Genomic DNA, 22,300 nt, shown 5'->3' with positions numbered 1-22,300 from the left:
ACAGTAATTGCGGGGCCATCATGACCGAAGCCGACCGGAACCACGATCTGCCCTGGTGGGGCGGGGCCGCGATCTACCAGATCTATCCCCGTAGCTTCCTGGATACGGATGGGGACGGCGTAGGCGATCTTGCCGGCATCGCCCGCAACATGGGCCACATCGCCTCTCTGGGCGTGGATGCGATCTGGATTTCGCCCTTCTTTACCTCGCCCATGCGCGATTTTGGCTATGATGTGGCGGATTTCTGCGATGTCGATCCGATCTTCGGCACGCTGGATGATTTCGACCGGGTGGTGGAAGTGGCCCATGCCCATGGGCTGCGCGTGCTGATCGATCAGGTCTATGCCCATACGTCGGACCTGCATCCATGGTTTGCGGAAAGCCGGGCCAGCGCGGATAATGCCAGGGCGGACTGGTATGTCTGGGCCGATCCGAAGGAAGACGGGACGCCCCCCTGCAACTGGCAATCGGTGTTCGGCGGCCCGGCCTGGACCTGGGATGGCCGCCGCCGCCAATATTACATGCACACTTTCCTGAAAGAGCAGCCGCAGCTCAATGTCCATAATCCGGCGGTTCAGGATGCTTTGCTGGGTGCGGCGCGCTTCTGGCTGGAGCGGGGCGTGGACGGCTTCCGGCTGGATGCGCTGAACCATGCGATGCACGATCCGCAATTGCGTGACAATCCGCCTGCGCCGCGTGATGGCAGGCCGCTGAACCGGCCTTTCGATTACCAGTTGAAGGTGCACAGCCAGTCCCAGCCCGGCGTGGTCCACTTCGTCGAACGCATCCGCGCCCTGTGCGATGAATATGATGCGATCTTCACCATGGCCGAGGTCGGCGGGGAGAAGTCCGAGGTGGAGATGAAGGCCTTCACTGCCGGAAATCACCGGCTGAACAGCGCCTATGGCTTCAACTTCCTCTACGCCCCCGTGCTGACGCCCGCCCTGGTGGCCGAGGCGATGGGCGAATGGCAGGGCCTGCCGGGCGAGGACGGACTGGCGGAAGGCTGGCCGAGCTGGGCCTTTGAAAACCACGATGCGCCCCGCGCCGTATCGCGCTGGTGCGCCATGGTGGACATGGACCGCTTCACCCGGATGAAGCTGGCCCTGCTCGCCTCCTTGCGGGGGGACATTATCCTCTATCAGGGGGAGGAACTGGGGCTGGAACAGGACGATATTCCCTTCCACCTGCTGCAAGACCCGGAAGCCATCGCCAATTGGCCGCTGACCCTGTCGCGCGATGGCGCGCGCACCCCGATGCCGTGGAGCGCGGAGGAAGGGCAGGGCGGTTTCAGCACCGGCACGCCATGGCTGCCCCTGTCCGAGGCCAATCTCGGCCGCGCGGTGGATGTGCAGGAGCGGGACGGGGATTCAATCCTGAACCTTACCCGGCACCTGCTGGCCCTGCGCAAAGCCCACCCGGCGCTGCATCACGGCAGTTTCGGGAACTGCGTGATCGCTGGCGATGTGCTGGCTTTTGAACGGGCAGTGGAGGGCGAGCGGATGCGCTGTATCTACAACCTGTCGCCGGAGCCCATTGCGCTGGGTGATCTGGAAGGGGTGGAGCTTGGCGGGGAGCCGGTGCTGGCGCTTAATCCGGGGGAAGATGGGCAGTTGGGCGGTTATGCGGCGGTTTGGCTGATGGTTTGAGGGGACGTTTGCCTCACCCGTTCGTCCTGAGCCTGTCGAAGGACGCGGGAAACCGTCAATCCCATATTCCCTTGCCGGGCAGATGCTGGCGCGCGTCCTCCGACAGGCTCAGGACGAACGGGTGAGGGGCTGGAAATATGGTTCCAAATCTTGACAAATATAACCATATTGGCTATACGGCCATCCGCCAGCTACCAACTGGCTCCAGCGGCGGGTCGGGGGCGCTTTGCGCTTCGTTCCTGGTTCCTCCGTTTCCGGGCCGGCGTTTCGGGTGAGTCGGGCAGGTGAGGCGGATAGCAACGCCTCTGCTGCCTTTCACGGAAGCGTCCGCACCTTTCACCGGCACAGGCGCCGGTCCTTTCGCCGAATGTCACGGCACAGGGCTGCGCGGGTTACGCCGGGGGCGGCTCACTTGCGAGCCCTTCGCTGCCCCCGCATGTGCAGGTCAGGGCCGAGCAGGTGAGTTCTTCGCGGCACGCCACCAGCCATTCGCAGATCAAACCGCGTCACCGGGCTCCCTTGCGGGCGCCCCCACACCGGCCCGGACCCGTCCGACTGGTTTCTCCCCCGGCGTTACTCCGCATTCGCCAGCGGAGGGTGAGGCGTGTCTATCGGAGGCGCGCTGCCTCACATTTCGTCATCCCCGCGCAGGCGGGGATCCAGCTTCAGAGGTTGCCACTGGGTTCCCGCCTGCCGCTTTGCGGCAGTTTATCCTGAGCCTGTCGAAGGGCGGGAATGACGAAAGAATGGATGGCGGCCTGCTCGCTAAACCACCACCCTTGCCCGCAATCCCTTGGCCGTCCGGCTCAGTTCCAGGGTCGCGCCCAGCGCCTCGCACACATCGCGTGCGATGGGGAGGCCGAGGCCGGTGCCGGGCTTTTCGGGATCGAAGCGGGTGCCCACTTCAAAGGCGCGGGCGATCTGGCTGTCATCCATGCCGGGCCCGTCATCATCCACCGTCACCCGCACATGGCCGCCCTGTTCGTCCACCGTCACGGTCACGGCGGAGGCGGCCCATTTGCCGCCATTGTCCAGCAGGATGGACAGCAGTTCCGAAAGGTCCACCGGATCGGCCTGCACCAGCCTTTCGCCGCCCAGCTCGTTGCGCAGGATGAACTGCACATCGGGGTGGAGCCGCTTCATGGCGCTGAGGATGGGCACCAGCAGATCGGGCAGGGTGCTGGTGGAGCCGGGCACGCGCGCCCCGGCGGAGCGGGCGCGGGCCAGCTGATATTCGATCTGCTGTTCCATCATCCGCGCCTGATCGAGCAACACGCGGGCGGATTCCGGCGCCTTGTCCCCCTCGGCCAGCCGTTCGGCCTCGTCGGTCACCACCGCCAGCGGCGTGCGCAGCGAATGGGCGAGATTGGCCGCCTGCACGCGGGCGCGTGCGATCATCTCGGCATTCTGGCGGATATAGTCGTTCAGATCTTCCGCCAGCGGGGCGATTTCGCTGGGATAGACGCCTTCGAGCTGCACTGCCTGCCCCTGCCGTAGCCGCGCCACTGCCTCGCCCAGCCGGTTGAGCGGCTTCAGGCCATAGCGGATGATCGCAAAGCCCGTGGCCAGCAGCAGCAGGCCCAGCAGCAGCAGGGCCAGCGTAAGTTCGCGCGTGAAGTGGCGCACCACGCGGTCCAGCTCTTCCTGATCGGTGGCGATCACGAAATGCACTTCGCCGCCCTTGCCGTCGGGCCGGGCGAGGCCATAGGCGATTACCGGCCCGGTGGGCCCTTCTTCCACATGGTGCGCGATAGTGTGCGAATGGGCCACCTCGTCATCCAGATCGCCCCGCGTCATGGAGGCAGAGCGCAAAACCGCCCCGCTGGCCGCATTGACCTGCCAGTAATAGCCGGAAAGCGGCACTTCATAGCGCGGATCGGAAAGTGGCCGGATCAGGCGGGGCTGGCCATCGGGAGCAATCTCCGTCAACCGCGCAAGTTCCAGCACATGGACGTTCAGCTCGTCATGGAATTGCTGTTCCACATGGCTGGTGAAAACACGGGTGGCGGAAAACCAGATGGAGCCGATACCCAGCATTACCCACAGCATCACCGCCAGCAGGAAGCGCAGGCGCAGGCTGCCGGACTGGGCGCGGGCCGGCAATAGCGGGGCAGGCTGGGCTGGTGGCTGGGCTGGGGGATGGGCGGAGTTCATTTCTCGAACCTGTAGCCCAATCCGCGCAGGGTTGTGATCCGTTCCTTGCCGATCTTGCGCCGCAACCGGCCGACCATCACTTCGATCGTATTGAGTTCGCGCGGGGCGTCCAGCTCATAGAGATTTTCCAGAATATCTCCTTGCGAAAGCACCTGCCCGGCGCGGCGCAGGAACAGGTGGAGCAGGCGGAATTCCTGGCGGCTGAGGTCCAGAAGCTCGCCCTTCAGCGTCACCGTATGAGCAATGGGATCGAGCGCGAGATCGCCCAGCACCAAGCCGCTTTCGCGCTTGCCCGCATGGCGGCGGAACAGGGCATTGAGCCGGGCGAGCAATTCCTCGAAGCGCACGGGCTTCACCACGAAATCGTCCGCCCCGGCATTCAGCCCTTCCACCTTGTCCTGCCAGCTTCCCCGCGCGGTGAGGATCAGGATCGGGCAATCGACCTTCCGTGCCCGCCACTGGCGCAGCAAGGCAATCCCGTCGCCATCGGGCAGGCCGAGGTCGAGAATGATCGCGGCGATCTTGTCCAGATCGGGCCAGTCCTCCGCCTCTGCGCTGGTGCGCGCCAGATCCACCGCAAAGTCCGCGCTGCGCAGGCGTTCGCTCAGGCGGCGGCCCAGTTCGGGATCGTCCTCAACCAGTAGCAGGCGCATAGGGGGCACTCCTTCTTCAGCCCGCATTGGAACGGAAAACTGACAAGAGCCTGCCAAACTGACAAGTTGTTGTCAGCTTCGTCAGACATGCCCCGGCTCATGGCTCGACGCATAATCCTTTCGCTCGCCCTGTGCAGCGCCTTTGCGCTGGCAGCAGGCTGTTCCGATCAGGCGGCAGAGGAGCCGCAGGAAAAGGCGCCCCCCGCCGGCACGCTGGATGCCGAACAGATGAAGCGGCTGGGCATCACCACCGCGCCCGCGCAGGCAGTCGATGCAGTGCCGCTGGGTACGGTGCCCGGACAGGTGACCCTGCCGCCCGAAGCGCGCGTGGCGGTGACCTCCAATTTCCCCGGCGCGGCGGTGCGGGTCTATGTGATCGAAGGGCAGGAAGTGAAGCGCGGGCAGCCCCTTGCGCTGGTCCGCGCGGCGGAACCGCTGCAGATCCGGGGCGAGTTGGCGCGCACTCAGGCGGAACTGGATCTGGCCGAGGCACGGGCCCGGCGTCTCGCCCAGCTGGCGAAGGAAGGCGTGATTGCCGAGGCGCGTTCGGAAGAGGCGCAGGCCGCCTTGCGGCAGGCGCGGGCTTCGGTTTCCGAGCAGCAGCGCCTGGCCTCGCTCGCGGGGGCAGGGGCGGATGGCACCATGACCCTGCGTGCGCCGATCTCCGGCCGCGTGGCGCATGTCGCGGTGGAAACCGGCGGCCCGGTGGACGGGATGACCGCACCTTTCGTGATCGAGAACGCCAGCGCCTATAGCGTCGATCTGCAATTGCCCGAGCGGCTGGCAAAGTCCGTTCGTCCCGGAATGCCGGTAGAAGTGGAACTGGGCCTCGGGGAAGATGGCAAGCCGATGGTGGTCGGCGGCAAGATCCTCTCGGTCGCCCCCTCGCTCGACCCGATGACGCGCTCGATCATGGCCAAGGCCAGCATCGGCGCCGCGCCCAATTCGATTCAAGGCGGATTGGTGGCAGGCAAGAATGTCATGGTGGTGATCGCCGGGCAGAGCGCACAGCCGGGCGTTGCCGTTCCGGCCAATGCAGTGACCCGCGTGGGCGAGGACGATCTGGTCTTCGTGCGCAGCGGCAACCGCTTCGTCAGCCGCAAGGTGACGGTCAGCGGGCAGGCGGCGGGCAGGGCCTATATCTCGGCCGGGCTGAAGGCGGGCGAGGCTGTCGCGGTGAGCGGCATTGCGGAGCTCAAGGCGATGACGGCGGAGTAAGGCAGAATGCTTCGTCTCCTCGTAGAAAAGGCGCTTTCGCTGCGCCTTGCGGTTCTGGGCCTTGCTGCGCTGCTGGCAGCCATCGGCGGCTGGTCTTTCGCGAACCTGCCCATCGATGCCTTTCCGGACATCAGCTCCACTCAGGTAAAGATCATCCTCAAGGCCCCCGGCATGACGCCCGAGGAGGTGGAGAGCCGGGTGATCGCGCCGATCGAGATGGAGATGCTGGGCATCCCCAACCAGACCGTGCTGCGCTCTGTCGCGAAATATGCGATTGCCGACATCACGATCGATTTTTCCGACAAGACCGACATCTATTGGGCGCGCAGCCAGGTTTCGGAGCGGCTGAACTCCGTGATGGGCGATCTGCCGGTCACGGTGGAAGGCGGCATGGCGCCGATCTCCACGCCCCTGTCGGATATGTATATGTTCACGCTGGAAGGGCCGCAGAGCCTTTCCGAAAAGCGCCGCGTGCTGGACTGGATCGTGCGCCCCGCGCTGCGCACCGTGCCCGGCGTGGCGGATGTCAATTCGCTGGGCGGCTATGTCGAAACCTTCGAGGTCGCTCCCGATAATGGCGCGCTGGCCGCAGCGGGCCTCAGCACGGCGGACCTTGCCGCCGCGATAGACAGCGGCAATCGCAACGATGGCGCCGGGCGTCTGGTGACCGGGGAGGAGGCGCTGATCGTGCGTTCCACCGGCGCGATCCGCACCCTGGATGACCTTTCCTCCGTCGTGGTGAAAACCGCGAACGGCGCGGTTGTGCGCGTGGGCGATGTCGCCACTGTCCGGCTGGGCAGCCGCACCCGCTATGGCGCGGTGACGGAAAACGGTAATGGCGAGGCTGTGCAGGGGCTCGTCATCGGCCTGCGCGGCGCGGATGCCAGCAAGGTGGTGGACGGGGTCAAGACCCGGCTGGAAGAACTCAAGCCCAGCCTGCCTGAGGGTATGAAGGTCGTGCCCTTCTATGACCGTTCGGACCTGATCAGCCATGCCGTGGGCACTGTTGAGGAAGCGCTGCTGGAGGCGACAATTCTGGTGGTGATCCTGCTGCTGCTGTTCCTGGGCGATCTGCGCGCGTCGGTGATCGTGGCACTGGCCCTGCCGATGGCGGCTTTGCTGACCTTCATTTTCATGCGCGCCATCGGACTTACCGCCAATCTCATGAGCCTTGGCGGCCTGGCCATCGCGGTGGGTATGTTGGTGGACGGGGCCGTGGTGGTGGTCGAAAACGTGGTCGAGCGATTGAGCGACCCCAAATATGCCAAGTCCGGCAAGCTGCATAATATCCTGGTCGCCTCCGCCGAAGTGGCGAAGCCGGTCGCTTCCGGCATGGCGATCATCGCGCTGGTGTTCCTGCCGCTGCTGACGCTGGAAGGGCTGGAAGGCAAGTTGTTCGCCCCGGTGGCGCTCACCATCGTGCTGGCGCTGCTTTCGGCGCTGCTGCTGTCGCTCACGCTGATCCCGGTGCTGGCCTATTTCCTGCTCAAGGTGAAGGAAGGCCATCACGAACCCTGGGTGATGCGCAAGCTCTCGCCCTTCTATGCCCGCGTCCTGGGCGCATCCTTCGCGCATAAGAAGCGCGTCTTCACGGTGGCCGGCATTTCGCTGCTGCTCACGGTGGGGGCCTATAGCGTCACCGGCAAGACCTTCCTGCCCACGATGGACGAAGGTTCGGTCGTACTCCAGCTGTCCAAGCTGCCTTCCATCTCGCTCGACCATTCGGTCGCGGGCGATCTCAAGGTGGAACGGGCAGTGATGGCCGCCGTGCCTGAGGTGGAGCAGATCGTGATGCGCGTCGGCTCCGACGAGATCGGGCTCGATCCCATGGGTCTCAATGAGAGCGACGGTTTCATCAGGCTCAAGCCGCGCGAGGAATGGCGCGTGAAGGACAAGGAATGGCTGGTGAACGAGATCCGCAAGGTGCTGGATCAGTTCCCCGGTATCGAGCCCGGCTATACCCAGCCGATCGAGATGCGCACTTCGGAAATGCTCACCGGCGCCCGGGGCGATCTGGCGATCAAGCTGTTCGGGCCTGACCTTGGCGAGCTGTCGCGGCTGTCCGGCCAGATCCAGGCGCGGCTGGAAACGATCAAGGGCACCAGTGAAGCGATGACGGTGGCGAACGACCGGGTCGATTATCTCCAGATCGATATCGATCGCGTGGCCGCCGGGCGCGCGGGCATGCCGATCAACGATCTGCAGGACATGATGCGTGCCCAGATCGAAGGAATGCAGGCAGGCGTGGTTGCCGAAGGCAGCCGCCGCGTGCCGATCATGCTGCGGGCCGATGGTGCGCAGGGCATGACGCCGCAGGCTTTTGCGGACCAGCTGTTCCGCGCCCCTTCGGGGCAGCTGGTCCGCGCCAGCGACATGGCGACGGTGCGCCGTGTCGAAGGCCCGGTAAAGCTGGAGCATGAAAACGGATCGCGCTTCGCCATGGTGCAGGCCTTCGTTTCCGGCCGCGATCTGGTGGGCTATGTGGAAGAGGCCAAGGCCGACATCGCGCAGCATGTGGATCTGCCGCCGGGCTATCGCATCGTCTGGGGTGGGCAGTTCGAGAACCAGCAGCGCGCCAGCGCCCGGCTGGCGGTGGTGCTGCCGATCTCGATCCTGATGATCTTCGGCATCCTCTATTTCACGCTGGGGTCGCTGCGCGCCTCCCTGCTGATCCTCGTAAACATTCCCTTCGCCATGGTGGGCGGGATGATCGCACTGGCCGCATCGGGCGAATATCTCTCGGTTCCGGCATCGGTGGGCTTCATCGCCCTGCTGGGTATCGCGGTGCTCAACGGGCTCGTGATGGTCAGCTATTTCCGGCAATTGCGGGAAGAAGGCGTGCCACTGGCCCAGGCCGTGCGGCGAGGGGCGGAACGGCGCCTGCGGCCCGTGTTGATGACAGCCACCATCGCAGCCTTCGGCCTCGTGCCGCTGCTCTTCGCCACCGGGCCGGGTTCGGAGATCCAGAAGCCGCTGGCCATCGTGGTGATCGGCGGGCTGGTTTCGGCCACGCTGCTGACGCTGATCCTGCTGCCGATCCTCTATAACCGCTTCGGCGAAAGCCGGGCGGAGCGGGAGGCCGGTGATCGGGAACAGAATATCCAACCCCTGGAGGCGGAGGGCTGAGCCGATGCGCAAGACGATCTTCTCCGTGCTGCCGCTGCTGGCGCTTTCCCTTCCTCTCGCGGCTCCGCTTTCCGCCGAAGCCGGATTGCCGGATGCGGCGGCGGTGAACACCGCGCTGGACGATCACCCTTCGGTAGTGACCGCGCGTGCCAAGGTGGACGCCGCCCGGGCCGATGCGCGGGCGCGCGCAAAGGGGCCGCATGAGATTACCTTCAGCGGCACTTACAACCGCCGCACGATCGATCAGGAAGGCACTTTCGACGAATATGACGCGCAGCTGAGCCGCGCCTTCCGCCTGCCCGGCAAGGCCGAGCTGGACCGGAATATCGGCGAGTTCGGAGTGGATGCCGCGCAGAACATGGCCGAAGATGCCAAGCATCAGGCGGCCCTGTTGCTGGCCGGCCATTGGTGGGACTGGCTGGGCGCCTCCGCCGAGGCGGAAGTGGACCGGCAGGCGGCCGCCAATTACGAACAGGCCCTCGCGGCGGTAAAGCGCCGGGTGGAACTGAAAGACGCCGCCCCGCTGGAAGCGGATCAGGTGGAGGCCGCCTTGGGCAATGCCCGGCTGATGGCGCAGCAATCGGAGGGGCGCGCCAGTGTCGCCCGTGCGCGGCTGGCGGCGCATTTCCCGGCTCTGGCCGTACCGTTGCAGGCGCCGGAAATTCCCTCGCCGCAGATTCCCGAAGGCGGGCTGGAGCATTATCGCGAACTGGTGGTCACCAACAGCCACGAGATTGCCGCCGCCGATGCGCAGGCGGGCAAGATGAACAGCATGGCCGAACGCGCAAGGCGCGAGAAGATGGCCGATCCTTCCTTCGGCGTCCGCCTGTTTTCCGAACGTGGCGGCGCGGAAAAGGGGGCGGGGCTGGTCTTCTCCATCCCGCTGGGCGGCGGCCACCGTTCGGCCCTGAGCGATCAGGCAGCGGCAGAAGCGGGCGCGGCGCAGGCCGATGCCCAGATGGCGCGTTTTTCCGTGCGGGAAATGGCGGATTCAGACGTGGCCGAGGCGACCTATCGCTTCGAAGCCTGGCAGCGCGCGCGGGAAGGGCTGAACGCCCAGATCGCCGCGCTCGCCAAGATGCGCAAAGGCTATGAACTGGGCGAGATCGACCTGGCCGACCGGCTGCTGGCCGAACGCATGGTCCACGACGCCTTCCGCGCCGAAGCCACCGCGCGCACCGAAGCCCAGCGCGCGATCACCAAGATCCGGATCGACAGCCACCAATTGTGGCTGGCGGATTGAGCGGGGAGGGGGCTGCCGGGCATTTAAGTCCCGGTAAGCTTCCCAACCTCCGTTCGTCCTGAGCTTGTCGAAGGACACGGGAAACCGCCAGCCCCATGTCCTTTGCTGGGCAAGCGCAGGCGCGTGTCCTTCGACAAGCTCAGGACGAACGGGTGTGGTGATTGGAGGAGAGGATTAGGCCCGCTCACCTTCGTCATTCCCGCGCAGGCGGGAACCCAGCAGCAACCGTTGAACTGGGTTCCCGCCTGCGCGGGAATGACGAATTGAGGAGATGGTGCCCCTCCACCCGTTAAGCCCCTAAAGCCCCAGCTCCGAAAGCCCCGGATGATCGTCCGGGCGGCGGCCCAGAGGCCAGTGGAACAGGCGGTCTTCCTCGCGGATGGGCATTTCGTTGATGCTGGCGTGGCGATTGCTCATCAGGCCATCGGCGTCGAATTCCCAGTTCTCGTTGCCATAGGCGCGGAACCAGTTGCCGCTGTCATCGTGATATTCATAGGCATAGCGCACTGCGATGCGATTGCCGGTGAAGGCCCACAATTCCTTGATCAGGCGGTAATCCAGTTCCCTGGCCCATTTGCGGGCAAGGAACGCCTCCGCCTGATCCCGCCCGCGCGGGAATTCCACGCGGTTCCGCCAAATTGTGTCTTCCGTATAGGCCAGCGCGACCTTGGCGGCATCGCGGCTGTTCCAGCCATCCTCCGCCAGCCGAACCTTCTGGCGCGCGGTTTCTTCAGTGAAGGGCGGAAGCGGGGGGCGAGACATGATGCTTATTTCTCCTCGTCGGGCAGGGCGTAGACATAGATGGCCGAGCTGTTGACCGGCGGGGCCTGGATTTCCGGGGTCATCGCGCCCAGCCCGAAGGACAGCGGATTGCCGCGCCCGGTGACGATGGCGATATATTGCCGGCCATTCACCGAATAGGAAATGGGCGAGGCATTGGGGATGTCGGTCACGCCCGTGCGCCACAGCACCTTTCCATCCGCCTGATCGTAAGCGATGAACTGCCGGTCAACCGATCCGGTGAACAGCAAGCCGCCGGCCGTTGCCAGAACGCCCATAGTATAGGGCGCGCGCTGATAGACGGTCCAGGCGATCTTCTGGTTCTGCATGTCGAGCCCTTGCAACATGCCATAGCGCCCGTCGCTGCCTTCCGGCGCGGCATAGCGCATGTTGATCCCCGTGGTCAGGAAGCCCGGCTTGCCCGGTACGATGTCCATGCAGACATCGCGCGCATTGACGAACAGATGGCCGGTGCCCTGATTGAAGGCGGTGGGGCTCCAGTTACGGCCGCCGCCGCCATTGGGGCAGGCGAAGAAGGGCGCGCCGCCATCGGGAATTTTGGCCGGATCGTAGATCTTGTCGCCCGTCTTTGGATCGACCTTGGTCACGATGTCCTGAATGCCCATGTCGAGCGTGGACAGGTACTTGCCGGTCTTCGCGTCGACCGTGTCGAACAGGCCGATCTTGCCCCCGGTCATCACCACGCGCTGCTGCCTGCCATTGCGCTCCAGCGTGCCGATCACCCGGTCGAACACCCAGTCGAGATCCCACTGGTCGTTCTTCATGTGCTGGAAATACCAGACCAGCTCGCCGGTGCGCGGGTTCAGCGCAAGGGTTGCGTCATTGAACAGCCCGTCGTTGTTCATGCCGGGCTTGCGATCCCGCAGGGGGCCGGTGTCGTATGTCTGGGCGACGCCCCACAGGGCGAGCCTGTTTTCCGCATCGTAAGAACCGGAAGTCCAGACGGAGCCGCCGTGGCGCTTGTCGAGCGGCAACCCGTTCCACGTATCCCCGCCCGGAGTGCCCGGCCGGGCGACCGTGTGGAAGGTCCACAGATGCTTGCCCGTTTCGATCTCGAACCCGTCGATCTGGCCGCCGCCCGCTTCCTGCGTGGCCATGCCGATCATCACCACGCCATCTGCGGCGAGAGGGCCGCCGGGAATGCGGAAGCCGGGCTTGTCGGTGATGGGCACGTCCCACACCAGCTTGCCGGTGCGGGCATCCAGCGCGACCATGTGGAGGTCGCCGGTGGCCAGCAGCACCTTGTCGCCATAGAGCGAGATGGTCTTCTTGGAAGTGGCCGGCGGGGCATCGTGCTTGCGCTGGTAACGCCACAGCACATCGCCATTGGTGGCATCCAGCGCGAAGACCTCGTCCCCGAAGCCATAGGCATACATCACCCCGTCGCGCACCAGCGGCTCGGCCATGTTGGGCCCCGCCGGGAGGGACTGCGCCCAGGCGATGGTGAGGTTCTTCACATTGCCCGTGTCGATCTGCTTCAGAGGGGAGAAACCCTGCCCGGTATGGCTGCCGCGCCACGCCAGCCAGTTCTCGCCCGCTGGCGCATTCAGCATCGCATCGGTGACGGGGGTGAAATTGGCGAACAGGTCTGGCCTTGTGGGCCATGCCGGAAGCGGGCGGCGCGTGCTGATGCCGCCAAAACCGATATCCGCGGCATTGGCGTCCACCGCATCCTTCGGCACCGTTACGGCTGCAAGCTGCGCGGCATCGGCATGGATCGGGGCGGCAAGCTTTGCGCCGTTTTCCGCCAGGATCGTGGCGAGGATGGCGGCATAGGTTTCTTCAGGCAGGCCGCCCGTATTGCCCGGGGGCATGGTGGCGTGGATATAGTCATAGAGCTTGTCAGCCCCGCCGCCGCCCCATTTGGCCTGGAAGGAGGCGTCCTTCAGCGCAGGCGCGAAGGCGCCATCGTTCAGATTGTTGCCGTGGCAGGCGGCGCAATGTTCCGCATAGGCGGTGCGGCCCTGGGCCACCTGACTGTCGAACGTGGTTTCCGCTGCCGTGGTGCGCGGCGCCAGAGAAAACGCGCCGACAGCTATGGCTATGCCCGAAGCGCCCAGCGCGATGGCGCTGCGGCCATTGAGAATCCCCTGCATCGAAACCCCTCCCATCCATTGTTTGGAGGCTTGCTAGGCGATCAGGGGATTTGAGGGCAAGGATGACTTTGTCCATGGATGCGGATTGCGCCTGGACGAAATGCCCGCCCCGATACGCACGGCACCGGGGCGGGGCGAAAGGGGCGTCAGTCGCCGCCCCAATCCTCATTGGCGCGGGCGATCAGGTAATTGTGGATCGCCTCCACATCGTCGGGCTTCAGGATGTCGGCAAAGCTCGACATGCCCTTGTCCTGATAGATCCCCTTCAGCACGATGTCGTTGAACTTGCCGTGGGTTTCCATGGTCATGTGGCGCAGATCCTTCACGCCGCCCTTGGCATTGGCCCCGTGGCACAGGGCGCAGGTATTGGCGAACAGCTCCGCCCCGCGCGCAACCGAAGCCTCGCTGGCGCGCAGCGGGGGCGGGTTGGGGATCGCTTCTGCCTTGGCCAGCGGCGGAAGCTGCTGCGTGCCGCCCAGCTTGAACACCAGCAGGCGGGCCGGGGCACGCGGCAATTCGATGCCCGCCCCGCGCTCGATCTGTGCGGCGCCGCCGCCCCAACCGGCATTGATGGCGACATATTGCTCGCCATCCAGCTCATAGGTGATGCCGCCGGAAACCGGCGCGCTCTGCGTCGGATATTCCCACAGGACCTTGCCGCTCTTCGCATCGAAAGCGGCGAAGGTCTGCTTGGTGGTGCCTTCAAAGACAAGGTCGGAAGCGGTGACGAAGACGCCGCCATTGCCGTGGCGGGGCAGGGGCACCTGCCAGGCGATCTTCTGCTTCACCGGATCATAGGCAGTGAGCCATGCCTTCTCGTCCGCATTGGCCTGTTCCATCAGCTTCATGCGCTTCTGCATGGCTTCGCCCGTATAGCCGCCCCAGCCCGCATTGGAGCGGAAGGGCTGCGGCTTGAAGTTCGGGTCCAGCGCATAGACCATGCCCGACTGATAGGCCGGGAAATAGGCCAGCTTGGTGCGCGGGCTGAAGGCCATGGGGAACCAGTTATGCGCGCCGCCGGGGCCGGGATAGACCAGCACCGGATCTACGCCATAGCGGGTTTCGGGGTTCTCGATGGGGCGGCCGGTCTTCTTGTCGATGCCGAAGGCCCAGTTCACCTTCACATGCGTTTCCGCGCTGATCAGCTTCCCGGTCTTGCGGTCGATCACATAGAAGAAGCCGTTCTTCGGCGCCTGCATGATCACCTGCCGCATCTTGCCGCCGATCTTCAGGTCGGCGCTGATGATGGAGGATGTGCAGGTGTAATCCCAGTCTTCCCCCGGCACCATCTGGTAATGCCAGGCATAGGTGCCCGTATCGGCATGGAGCGCGACGATGGAGCAGACGAACAGATTGTCGCCCTTGTTCTGGCTGCGGTGATAGCGCGAGAGGGGCGAGCCGTTGCCGGTGCCCACGAATACAAGCTTGTTGGCCGGATCGTAAGCGATGGAATCCCAGGCATTCGCGCCGCCGCCCAGCTTCCAATATTCGCCGTGCCAGGTCTTGCGCGCCATCTCCATGATGGAATCCGAAGCCTCTCCATCCGGGCCGTCAGCCGGGTTGCCGGGGGCGAGGAAGAACTTCCACAGCTTCTTGCCCGTATCGGCATCCAGCGCGATCACGAAGCCGCGCACGCCAAGATCGCCGCCCGACTGGCCTACCACCACCTTGCCATCGAACACGCGCGGCGCGCCCGTGATGGAATAGGGCATGTCATGGTCGAAAGTCTGGGTGGACCAGATCTGCTTGCCGGTCCTGGCGTCCAGCCCGATCATCCGCCCGTCCAGCGTGGCGATGATGATCTTGCCGTTCCACATGGCCAGCCCGCGGGAGACAGGCTCGCAACAGGCATAACGGCCATATTCACGCGGCACCTTGGGATCGAAGGTCCACAAGGGCTTGCCCGTCTTCGCGTCATAGGCCGTGGTGATGTTCCAGGCGAGGATGTTGTAGAGCACCCCGTCGGCATAGATCGGTGTGCCTTCCACCCCGCGATAAGTGTCGAGATCGGCATACCACGCAAGGCCGAGCTGGCCGACATTCTGGGCGTTGATCTGCGTCAGCGGGCTATAGCGCTGGGCGGTATAGTCGCGCCCGTCGCTCGGCCAGGCACCGGCAGGCGGATTGGCGAGCAGGCTGGCCGGGCCCTGCGCAATGGCGGGGCTCCCGGCCTGCAAGGTGAAAACCGCCAGGAACAGGGCCAGAAGGCCCGCGGCCAGCGCAGTGGGGCGTTTGCGGAAAGGCATTTGGGATCAGTCCTTGGGCGGTTCGGCGATCGGCTGGGTTCCATCGACCATACGGCCGACCTTGAGCGCGGCGGCCTGTTCCGGCGTGCCCGGTGGGCGGTGATAGGCGCCCACTTCGTCCATATCGGGCTTGAACGCCTTGCCGGTTACCGGGTTCGGATAATGGAACGGCACGATGTAATAGGCCGGATAGGTCAGATAGATCGTGGACGGCGGAAGGTCCGGCGGCGGATCGAACTTGTCCGGCCAGGTGTTGTTCAGCGCGTTTTTACCCCAGCCTTCCCAGTTGGTGTACATGGTGAAGGGGCCGGACAGGCGGCTGATGCGCCAGATGCCATCCTCGCCCTTGCGATATTCGTTTTCGTAAAGCGGCAGGCCCCAGCCGCCCAGGCTCATCACATAGGCGCGGCTGCGCACCCAGCCGGTTTTCCCGTCAGCCGAGATGTCCGGCACGGGCTGGAACTGCATGTGATTGGCCAGCATGCCCGGCTTGGCGCCATCGGGGCCGAAGGCGGTCTGCATATATTCCAGCACGCGCTTCTTGCCCAGGAACAGGCCCTTGCCGCCGATTTCCAGCGTGGCATCATCGGTGAACAGCTCGGAAAGCTGGGTCCATTGGCCCTTGTCCACGAAATAGCCATAGGTCCGCTGGAGGATCTCGATCTGGTTGAGATCTTCCAGCCGGGTGATGCGGGATTCAAGCTGGTCGAGCTTCTGTCCGGCAGTCTTGTCCTGCGCGATGGCGGGAGTGGCGAGGGCGGGGGTGGCACTGGCGGCCAGAAGGCTCGCCGCGAGAAGAATACGCATCTTCATCACTTTCTCCCCAGCACATCGTCGGGCGGCTGCGGCAGGTCTTTCAGCGACTTGCCCGTTACCGGGTGATCGAAGCTGAAGGGCGGGATATAATTGCCCGGCAGCGTGCGATAGACTTCCGTGGGCGGCCTGTCGGGCGGGAACAGGGCGCTCATTCCCTCCATCGGCAAGGTCGATTTCATGAAGCCCAGATCGTAATCGGTCATTGCGGTGGGATAGAAATGCAGGCTGGAAATTTTCCAGACGCCGCCTTCCTTCACATATTTGTTCTCGTAGATGCCTACGCCCCAGACGCCGTTCTGGCCCGGTTCGCTCAGCATCACCATGCCCTGCCAGCGGCCCGTGGCGCTGTTTCCATCCTTCGATACAACCACCACGCTTTGCAGCTGCATGTGGTTGTTGAGATGGGCTGGAGCGAGGCCGTTCGGGCCGAACAGCAACAGCGCGCGGCGAATACGCTCGCGCCCGATATAGACGCCGCGCTGGCCATATTCGAAGCTGCCGTCCTTGCTGAACAGATCGGCCACATCGTCCCACAGGCCCTTGTCGAAATAATATCCGTAATCGGCCTGGAGGTTTTCGATCGCGTCCTGATCCTCCAGCCGCTCCACCCGCTCACGATAGGCGGCAAGGCGGGCTTCGGGGCTCTGGCTTTGGGGGATGGGGCTCTGGGGGATGGGGCTCTGGGCGAAAGCGGGCGTGGCCGATGCAAGGGCTGCCGTGGCCAGGATCAGGGCCTGCATGGATTTGAAACGACGCATCACTTGCCTCCCTTCACCGGCTTGCCGGTCGCGGGATTGGGGGCCTGGAAGGGCGGCACCTGAACTTCCGGGAAGGGCCTGTAGCTGGCCGTGGGCGGACGATCCGCCGGATAGGCCTTCGCCGCTTCGGACTGGACCAGCCCTTCGCCCGGCGTCAACCGCGCCCAGCCCTTTTGATAGGGGGCGAGGAAGTTGACGTAGAGATGCAGCGATTTGATCCGCCAGATCCCGTCAGCGCCTTTCTCATAGGTGTTCTCGTAAATGCCGTCGCGCCATTCGGCGTGCTTCTTGTACTGGCCGAGCATGCCCAGATCGCGCCAGCGCGCTGTGGCCGAGCGGCCGTCACCGGCGATATCGACGGAAGGCTGGAGCGTGACCCATTCGTTGAGCTGGCCGTAGATCAGCCCTTCCTGCCCGCCATGCAGGCGCTTGAGATATTCGCGGATACGGGTCTTGCCGACATAGACGCCGTCCACGCCGATCTCGATCGTGCCGTCATCCGTGAACAGATCGGCGGCTTCTCCCCACAATCCGCGGTCGACGTAATAGCCGAAGGCGCGCTGCAGCTTCTTGACTGCGCGGGTGCCTTCCAGCTTCTCGACCCGCGCGGTGAGCGCATCGGCCTGAGCATTGATCTGGGCCTGCGACAGCTTCTGTGCGGCGGCGGGTTGGGGCAGGGCAATCGCGGCCCCTGCCAGCGCGAGGATCAGAACCCGGTTCATCACGGCAGCTCCGGCAGGGGGAAGGCCCGGATGATGAAGGGATCGGGGTTCTTGTCCTTCAGCGCGGGGTCGAACAGATAGCCGATCTTGCCTTCGGTGGCATAGGCAACGCCATCGACATGGGTGACGCCGGGCGAGGAATCGAGGCCGGTGCGGATCGGGATGATTTTGGCCTTGTCGCCTTCCACTTCCACATAGGTCACGCGCCCGCCGGGCCCTTCGGCCTGGAGGAAGAGATTACCGCCCACCAGTCGCAGGGCGTCCGGTCCGTTGACCGGTTCCGACAGGGTGAGCGCGGTCAGGCCAGCATAGCTGCCATCCGCCTTCAGGTTCACCCGCTGGACCAGATTCATGCGGACATTGTTGATGTAGATCGTGCCGTCACCGGCAACGGCGATGCCGTCCACGCCGACCAGTTCCGGGTCTTGCGCGAAGAGTTCCAGCTTTTCCGCATCGGGGGCGAGATGGAAGATGCGCCCGCCCGCAGTGTCGGTAACATAGAGATCGGCCAGATTGCGGATCGTGATGTCATTGCAGGCGAAGGGGCCTTCGCCGGGGAAATCGTAGGTGCCCTTCAATTCGCCGGACTGGAGATCGAAGCTCTTGAGGCCGGACTTCGCGCCCGGCGGGGGCGGGCCGCCGAAGGGGGGATTGTTGCACACCCACAGCAGGCCGCGATTTTCGTCAGCCAGAACGCCGAACAAAGATGTGAGGCCGTTTTGCGGGCCGGGTACGATCCAGGGCTCTGCCGTCTTGCCTTCGCTTTCCACGCGATAGACGGTTCCGCTGACGCTGCCGATATAGATGTTGCCATCCAGATCGGCGCTGATGCTTTCGGGAAAGACCCGGCTGCCATTGATCGGAATATCGGCGGCCGCGGCATGGGCGGCACTGAGGCCCCCGATGCAGCTGGCCAGCATCAGCCCCTTCAGAGCCTTCGCCGTCCATTTGCCGCATATGTCCTGGCACCGGCCGCGTGAGCGGTCAGCCATCGTGATCTCTCCCCTTTACCTCATCCCGCCTCTCGTGCGGAACGCGTCATGATAGACGCGCAGGCGCGCATGAAAAGGGGTGCAACTGGTCCTATTTGGAATGGCTGCTTGACCGAGGCGGAGAGAGCCGAGCGCTTCGGCGCTAGATAACCCGCCATTGGCCGGGCGTGACGCCGTAGCGCCGCTTGAAGGCGCGAGTGAAATGGGCCGCGTCCCCAAAGCCGTTGGCGAAGGCGATCTGCGCAATCGATTCGCCCGCCCGCGCGGGCTCTCTCAGGTCCTGGGCTGCCTGGGCGAGCCTGCGGGTCCACAGGCAGGCCGCGATCGACCGGCCGAGCTTTTCCTGCATGATCTGATCCAGCCGGCGGCGACTGATGCGCTGATCCCGCGCGACATCTTCCGCCGAAAGGCCGGGCAGGGCGAGATTCTGCTCGATGAAGTCCACCGCGCGGCGGACGCGCCAGTCATGCTCGGCACTGTCCACGGGGCGGGGGCTCGCCACGCCCAGCAGGTGGATCAGCCCGCCCAGCATCGCGCGGTGCTGCGCGTCGCTCAGCAGCGGAGCATCCCAGAACAGGCGCAGCAGGAGATCGGCCAGCAGCCGCGTGCCCGCATCGGCAGAGGGCATGGCCGATGCGAAATAGCGTTCCAGCTGGGGGTGCCGCGCCAGAACCTGCAGGCGCGGCAGGCGCAGGAAGCAGATCCGGCTCCAGTCCTCACCGATGATCTTGAAGCTGCAGGCTTCGTCCAAAAGGCACATGTCGCCCTTGGCCAGGCCGCTGCGTTGCTGGCCCTGCTGGACCGTGGTGGAGCCTTCGGCCTGCACCATGATCGAAATGAAAGAGCCGTCGGCGGAAGGGGAGGGGCGAAAGTTGACTTCAACTGGTGCGGATTCGATTTCGAACAGGTCGCCCGAACTGATCGGAATGCGGCGGATCATGCCGGATGCCGGCATATCTCCTTCAAAACGCACCGTAAGGCCCGGGAAGGATTTGCGCGCGGCCTGAGTCCACATCAGGTAACGCTGTTCTTCCTCCACGCGCCGCAAATCCACCACCGGGCCGATCACATCGGCCGGCAGGGCTTCCAATTGCGGCAAGCCGTCACTCCACATCAGTCAAAGCCTCCCCCGGCAAGCAAGGGTAAGGAGGGTGGCGGAAAAGGCAAGACGATGCCTGTACCGGCGCGTGCCCAAAAGGCGCGTGCGCACCAAAAGGAAGCCGTACCGGTCAGGCGATGCGCCAGAATGAGTGCATCCTTGGGCGAAACGGCGTGGGAGAAGGAAAATTGAGGATGTCCCGGACAAGCAATTCGCTTGGCGCGCGCAGCATTGTGTCCAGATCGCGCATTTCCACCGCCGCGCTCGCGCTCGGCATTTCCATGGCTGCATCTCCTGCAATCGCGCAGGATGAAAACGCGAACGACGCTAATGTGATCGTCGTTACCGCGCAGATGCGCGAACAGAATATCCAGGACACGCCGCTTTCCATCACCGCCGTCAGCGGCGAATTGCTGGAAGCCCGCAGCCAGACCAAGCTGACCGACATCGCCGCCCAGGCGCCCAACGTGCTGCTGCAGCAGAACCCCTCGGGCTCGGGCGCTTCCATGCGGGCCTATATCCGCGGCGTCGGCCAGGCGGACCAGAGCCCCTCGGTGGAGCCGGGCGTCGGCATCTATGTGGACGACATCTATTTCGGCACGGTCACGGCATCGGCCTTCGACCTGACCGATCTGGAGCGCGTGGAAGTGCTGCGCGGGCCGCAGGGCACGCTTGCCGGCATGAATTCGCAGGGCGGCGCCATCAAGCTCTATTCGCGCAAGCCGCAGGGCGAGGGCGGCTTCGTTGAAGCCACGCTCGGCGCTTTCAATCGCGTGGACATGAAGGCCAGCGCGGACTTCACGGTGGTGGAAGATGCCGTCTTCGCCCGCGTTACCGGCGTGATGCGCAACCGTGACGGCTATGTTACCCGTTATGATTATGCCTGCGTCAACCCGAACGATCCCTATGTCCAGCCGGGCACCAGTGCGATCGATCCCTCTCAGGCGGCCATTCCGCAGCTTGCCAGCGGCGATTGCAAGCTGGGTACGCTCGGGGCGCAATCGATGTTCGCCGTGCGCGGATCGCTGCGGATCGCCCCTCAGGGCAGCCCGCTGGAAATCAACATCACCGGGGATTACACCAAGGATACGTCGGAAACTCCGGCTTCCACGCTGATCGCCAGTGCCGAAATCACCAATCGCCAGAATGGCAGCATCGCCTATCAGGGCGTGCCTTTCGACAACCGCTTCGTGACCTATGGCCAGTATCGCCGGGCCGGGGCAGTGCTGAACGATCCCTTCGCCAGCTACGCCAATTTCTACGATCCGGGCGTGACCTATCGTGCGATCGATGCCGCAGCGACCCCCGGCGCCCCGAATGGGCCGGTGTTCACGAAGCCTGCCAACCAGGTTGAAGGCTGGGGCGTCTCGGGCGTGGTCGATTACGAAGTGGCGGATAACATCGCCTTCAAGTCGATCACCGGCTATCGCACCTACGATTCCTTCAGCTCGGACGATAATGACAACTCGCCGGTGGCCTTCATCGGTGCGGTGCCCAGCTATTTCAGCCACAAGCAGTTCAGCCAGGAAGTGCGCCTTTCGGGCAACTTCATGGAAGATGCGCTGAATGTGACCGTCGGCGGCATCTATTACGATGCCAGCACGCGCTATAACGGCCGCATCCACTCGCCCTTCTCGGGCTTCGGCACGCCGCAGAAGCCGACCTTCTCCTTCATCAACGACGATACGGCCGACATGACCGTGTGGGCAGGCTTCGGTAATGCCGCATGGCAGATGGCACCGGGCCTGACGCTGGAAGGCGGCATCCGCGTGACGAGCGAGCAGAAGGATTACACCTATGGCCGCTACAATCCCGATGGGGTGGGCGATTATCTGCCGCTGAGCAACCCGACCAACCCGCTGAGCGGGCAGGTGGGCACCTACAAGGAAACCATCGTCGATTACCGCGCGGTGCTTTCCTACAAGATCACGCCTGATGTCATGGCCTATGCCCAGTTCTCGACCGGCCACAAGGCGGGCGGCGTGGCGCCGCGTCCCTATAGCTATTACCAGATCCGTTCCTTCGGGCCGGAAAAGCTGAATTCCTATGAAGTGGGCTTCAAGGCCGATCTGTTCGACCGGATTCTGCGGATCAACGCCTCTGCCTTCTACATGGATTATGTCGGCTATCAGGGCACGCCGCAGACCTGCCTTGACGAGGCAGGCAATCCTCTGCCGGTCGACAAGGGTGGTGTCGAAGGCCTGTGCGGCCAGTATCTGAACCTGGGCGACGCGCGGGTGAAGGGCTTCGAGCTTGAAACCACGCTCAACCCCATCGAAGGCCTGACCATCGACGGATCGCTGAGCCTGACCGACTTCGAGTTCACGAAGGTCAACTACCCGACGACCTCGATCGTCGTCGGCTCCAGCCGCCCGGGCATCGGCGACTGGAAGTGGAGCATTGGCGCGCAGTATGAAATCCTGCTCGGCGATGCAGGCACGCTGACCCCGCGGATCGACGTGGCTTATACGCCCGGCTATTGCGGCAACTTCGCCTGTAACGAGATATCGAAGGTGGACAGCTACACGCTGGCCAATGCCCGCCTGACCTATCAGACCGAGGATAAGGACTGGTCCGTAGCCCTTGAGGTTACCAACCTGTTCGATAACTTCTATTATCTGAACAAGTTCTACAACGGCTGGTTCGCACTGGGCCAGCCCGGCCGTCCGCGCGAATGGGCGGTCTCGGTCAAGCGCCGCTTCTGATCGGGATAAAGGTGCGATAACA

General features: G+C 64.3%; 15 protein-coding genes. 5 read left to right on the top strand and 10 right to left on the bottom strand.

Features of this window, described 5'->3' with window-relative positions:
* The first annotated feature begins 20 nt into the window (after positions 1–20).
* Complete coding sequence (locus H0274_RS07140) at positions 21–1,649, top strand: alpha-amylase family glycosyl hydrolase (RefSeq protein WP_226794219.1); 1,629 nt, start codon at positions 21–23, stop codon at positions 1,647–1,649.
* A 765-nt stretch (positions 1,650–2,414) separates the two neighbouring features.
* Here H0274_RS07140 and H0274_RS07135 read toward each other — a convergent pair.
* Entirely contained in the window at positions 2,415–3,803 is a 1,389-nt protein-coding gene (locus H0274_RS07135) for a sensor histidine kinase (protein WP_226794218.1), read from the bottom strand.
* Positions 3,800–4,456, bottom strand: a complete 657-nt coding sequence (locus tag H0274_RS07130) for a response regulator (RefSeq protein WP_226794217.1) — start codon at positions 4,454–4,456, stop codon at positions 3,800–3,802. The genes H0274_RS07135 and H0274_RS07130 overlap by 4 nt, the downstream gene beginning before the upstream one ends.
* 99 nt (positions 4,457–4,555) lie before the next feature.
* On the opposite strand from H0274_RS07130, the gene H0274_RS07125 reads away from it, so the two are divergent.
* From H0274_RS07125 to H0274_RS07115, 3 genes are read left to right on the top strand one after another with little or no spacing between them, the layout of a single operon-like run.
* Entirely contained in the window at positions 4,556–5,674 is a 1,119-nt protein-coding gene (locus H0274_RS07125) for an efflux RND transporter periplasmic adaptor subunit (RefSeq protein WP_226794216.1), read from the top strand.
* 6 nt (positions 5,675–5,680) lie between these two features.
* Positions 5,681–8,800 (top strand): efflux RND transporter permease subunit, encoded by a 3,120-nt coding sequence (locus H0274_RS07120; protein WP_226794215.1) that lies wholly within the window; start codon positions 5,681–5,683, stop codon positions 8,798–8,800.
* 4 nt (positions 8,801–8,804) lie between these two features.
* Positions 8,805–10,043: a TolC family protein gene (locus H0274_RS07115; protein ID WP_226794214.1), complete on the top strand. Its 1,239-nt coding sequence runs from the start codon at positions 8,805–8,807 to the stop codon at positions 10,041–10,043.
* Between the two features lie 297 nt (positions 10,044–10,340).
* On the opposite strand, the gene H0274_RS07110 is transcribed toward H0274_RS07115, so the two are convergent.
* The 8 genes from H0274_RS07110 to H0274_RS07075 form a co-directional block, all read right to left on the bottom strand.
* Positions 10,341–10,805, bottom strand: coding sequence for a nuclear transport factor 2 family protein (locus tag H0274_RS07110; protein ID WP_226794213.1), 465 nt, complete (start codon positions 10,803–10,805; stop codon positions 10,341–10,343).
* Between the two features lie 5 nt (positions 10,806–10,810).
* Positions 10,811–12,940 (bottom strand): outer membrane protein assembly factor BamB family protein, encoded by a 2,130-nt coding sequence (locus tag H0274_RS07105; RefSeq protein WP_226794212.1) that lies wholly within the window; start codon positions 12,938–12,940, stop codon positions 10,811–10,813.
* 146 nt (positions 12,941–13,086) lie between these two features.
* Positions 13,087–15,186 carry a PQQ-dependent dehydrogenase, methanol/ethanol family gene (locus H0274_RS07100; protein ID WP_226794211.1) on the bottom strand — a complete coding sequence of 700 codons (2,100 nt, stop codon included), beginning with the start codon at positions 15,184–15,186 and terminating at the stop codon, positions 13,087–13,089.
* Positions 15,187–15,192: 6 nt separating this feature from the next.
* On the bottom strand, positions 15,193–15,999 hold the full coding sequence (locus H0274_RS07095) for a nuclear transport factor 2 family protein (protein ID WP_226794210.1): 807 nt from the start codon (positions 15,997–15,999) through the stop codon (positions 15,193–15,195).
* Positions 15,999–16,760, bottom strand: a complete 762-nt coding sequence (locus tag H0274_RS07090) for a nuclear transport factor 2 family protein (protein ID WP_226794209.1) — start codon at positions 16,758–16,760, stop codon at positions 15,999–16,001. Before H0274_RS07090 ends, H0274_RS07095 begins: the two co-directional genes overlap by 1 nt.
* Positions 16,760–17,482: a nuclear transport factor 2 family protein gene (locus H0274_RS07085; RefSeq protein ID WP_226794208.1), complete on the bottom strand. Its 723-nt coding sequence runs from the start codon at positions 17,480–17,482 to the stop codon at positions 16,760–16,762. Before H0274_RS07085 ends, H0274_RS07090 begins: the two co-directional genes overlap by 1 nt.
* Entirely contained in the window at positions 17,482–18,474 is a 993-nt protein-coding gene (locus H0274_RS07080; RefSeq protein WP_226794207.1) for an SMP-30/gluconolactonase/LRE family protein, read from the bottom strand. Before H0274_RS07080 ends, H0274_RS07085 begins: the two co-directional genes overlap by 1 nt.
* A 142-nt stretch (positions 18,475–18,616) precedes the next feature.
* On the bottom strand, positions 18,617–19,588 hold the full coding sequence (locus H0274_RS07075) for a helix-turn-helix domain-containing protein (RefSeq protein WP_226794206.1): 972 nt from the start codon (positions 19,586–19,588) through the stop codon (positions 18,617–18,619).
* Between the two features lie 179 nt (positions 19,589–19,767).
* On the opposite strand from H0274_RS07075, the gene H0274_RS07070 reads away from it, so the two are divergent.
* Entirely contained in the window at positions 19,768–22,278 is a 2,511-nt protein-coding gene (locus H0274_RS07070; RefSeq protein WP_226794205.1) for a TonB-dependent receptor, read from the top strand.
* Positions 22,279–22,300: the final 22 nt, after the last annotated feature.

The sequence above is a fragment of the Fulverythrobacter ferritrahens genome (assembly GCF_020539485.1).
GTDB classification, from domain to species: domain Bacteria; phylum Pseudomonadota; class Alphaproteobacteria; order Sphingomonadales; family Sphingomonadaceae; genus Andeanibacterium; species Andeanibacterium ferritrahens.
The sequence above is the reverse complement of the archived record's forward strand: the minus strand, read 5'-3'. Positions and strand labels throughout refer to the sequence as shown.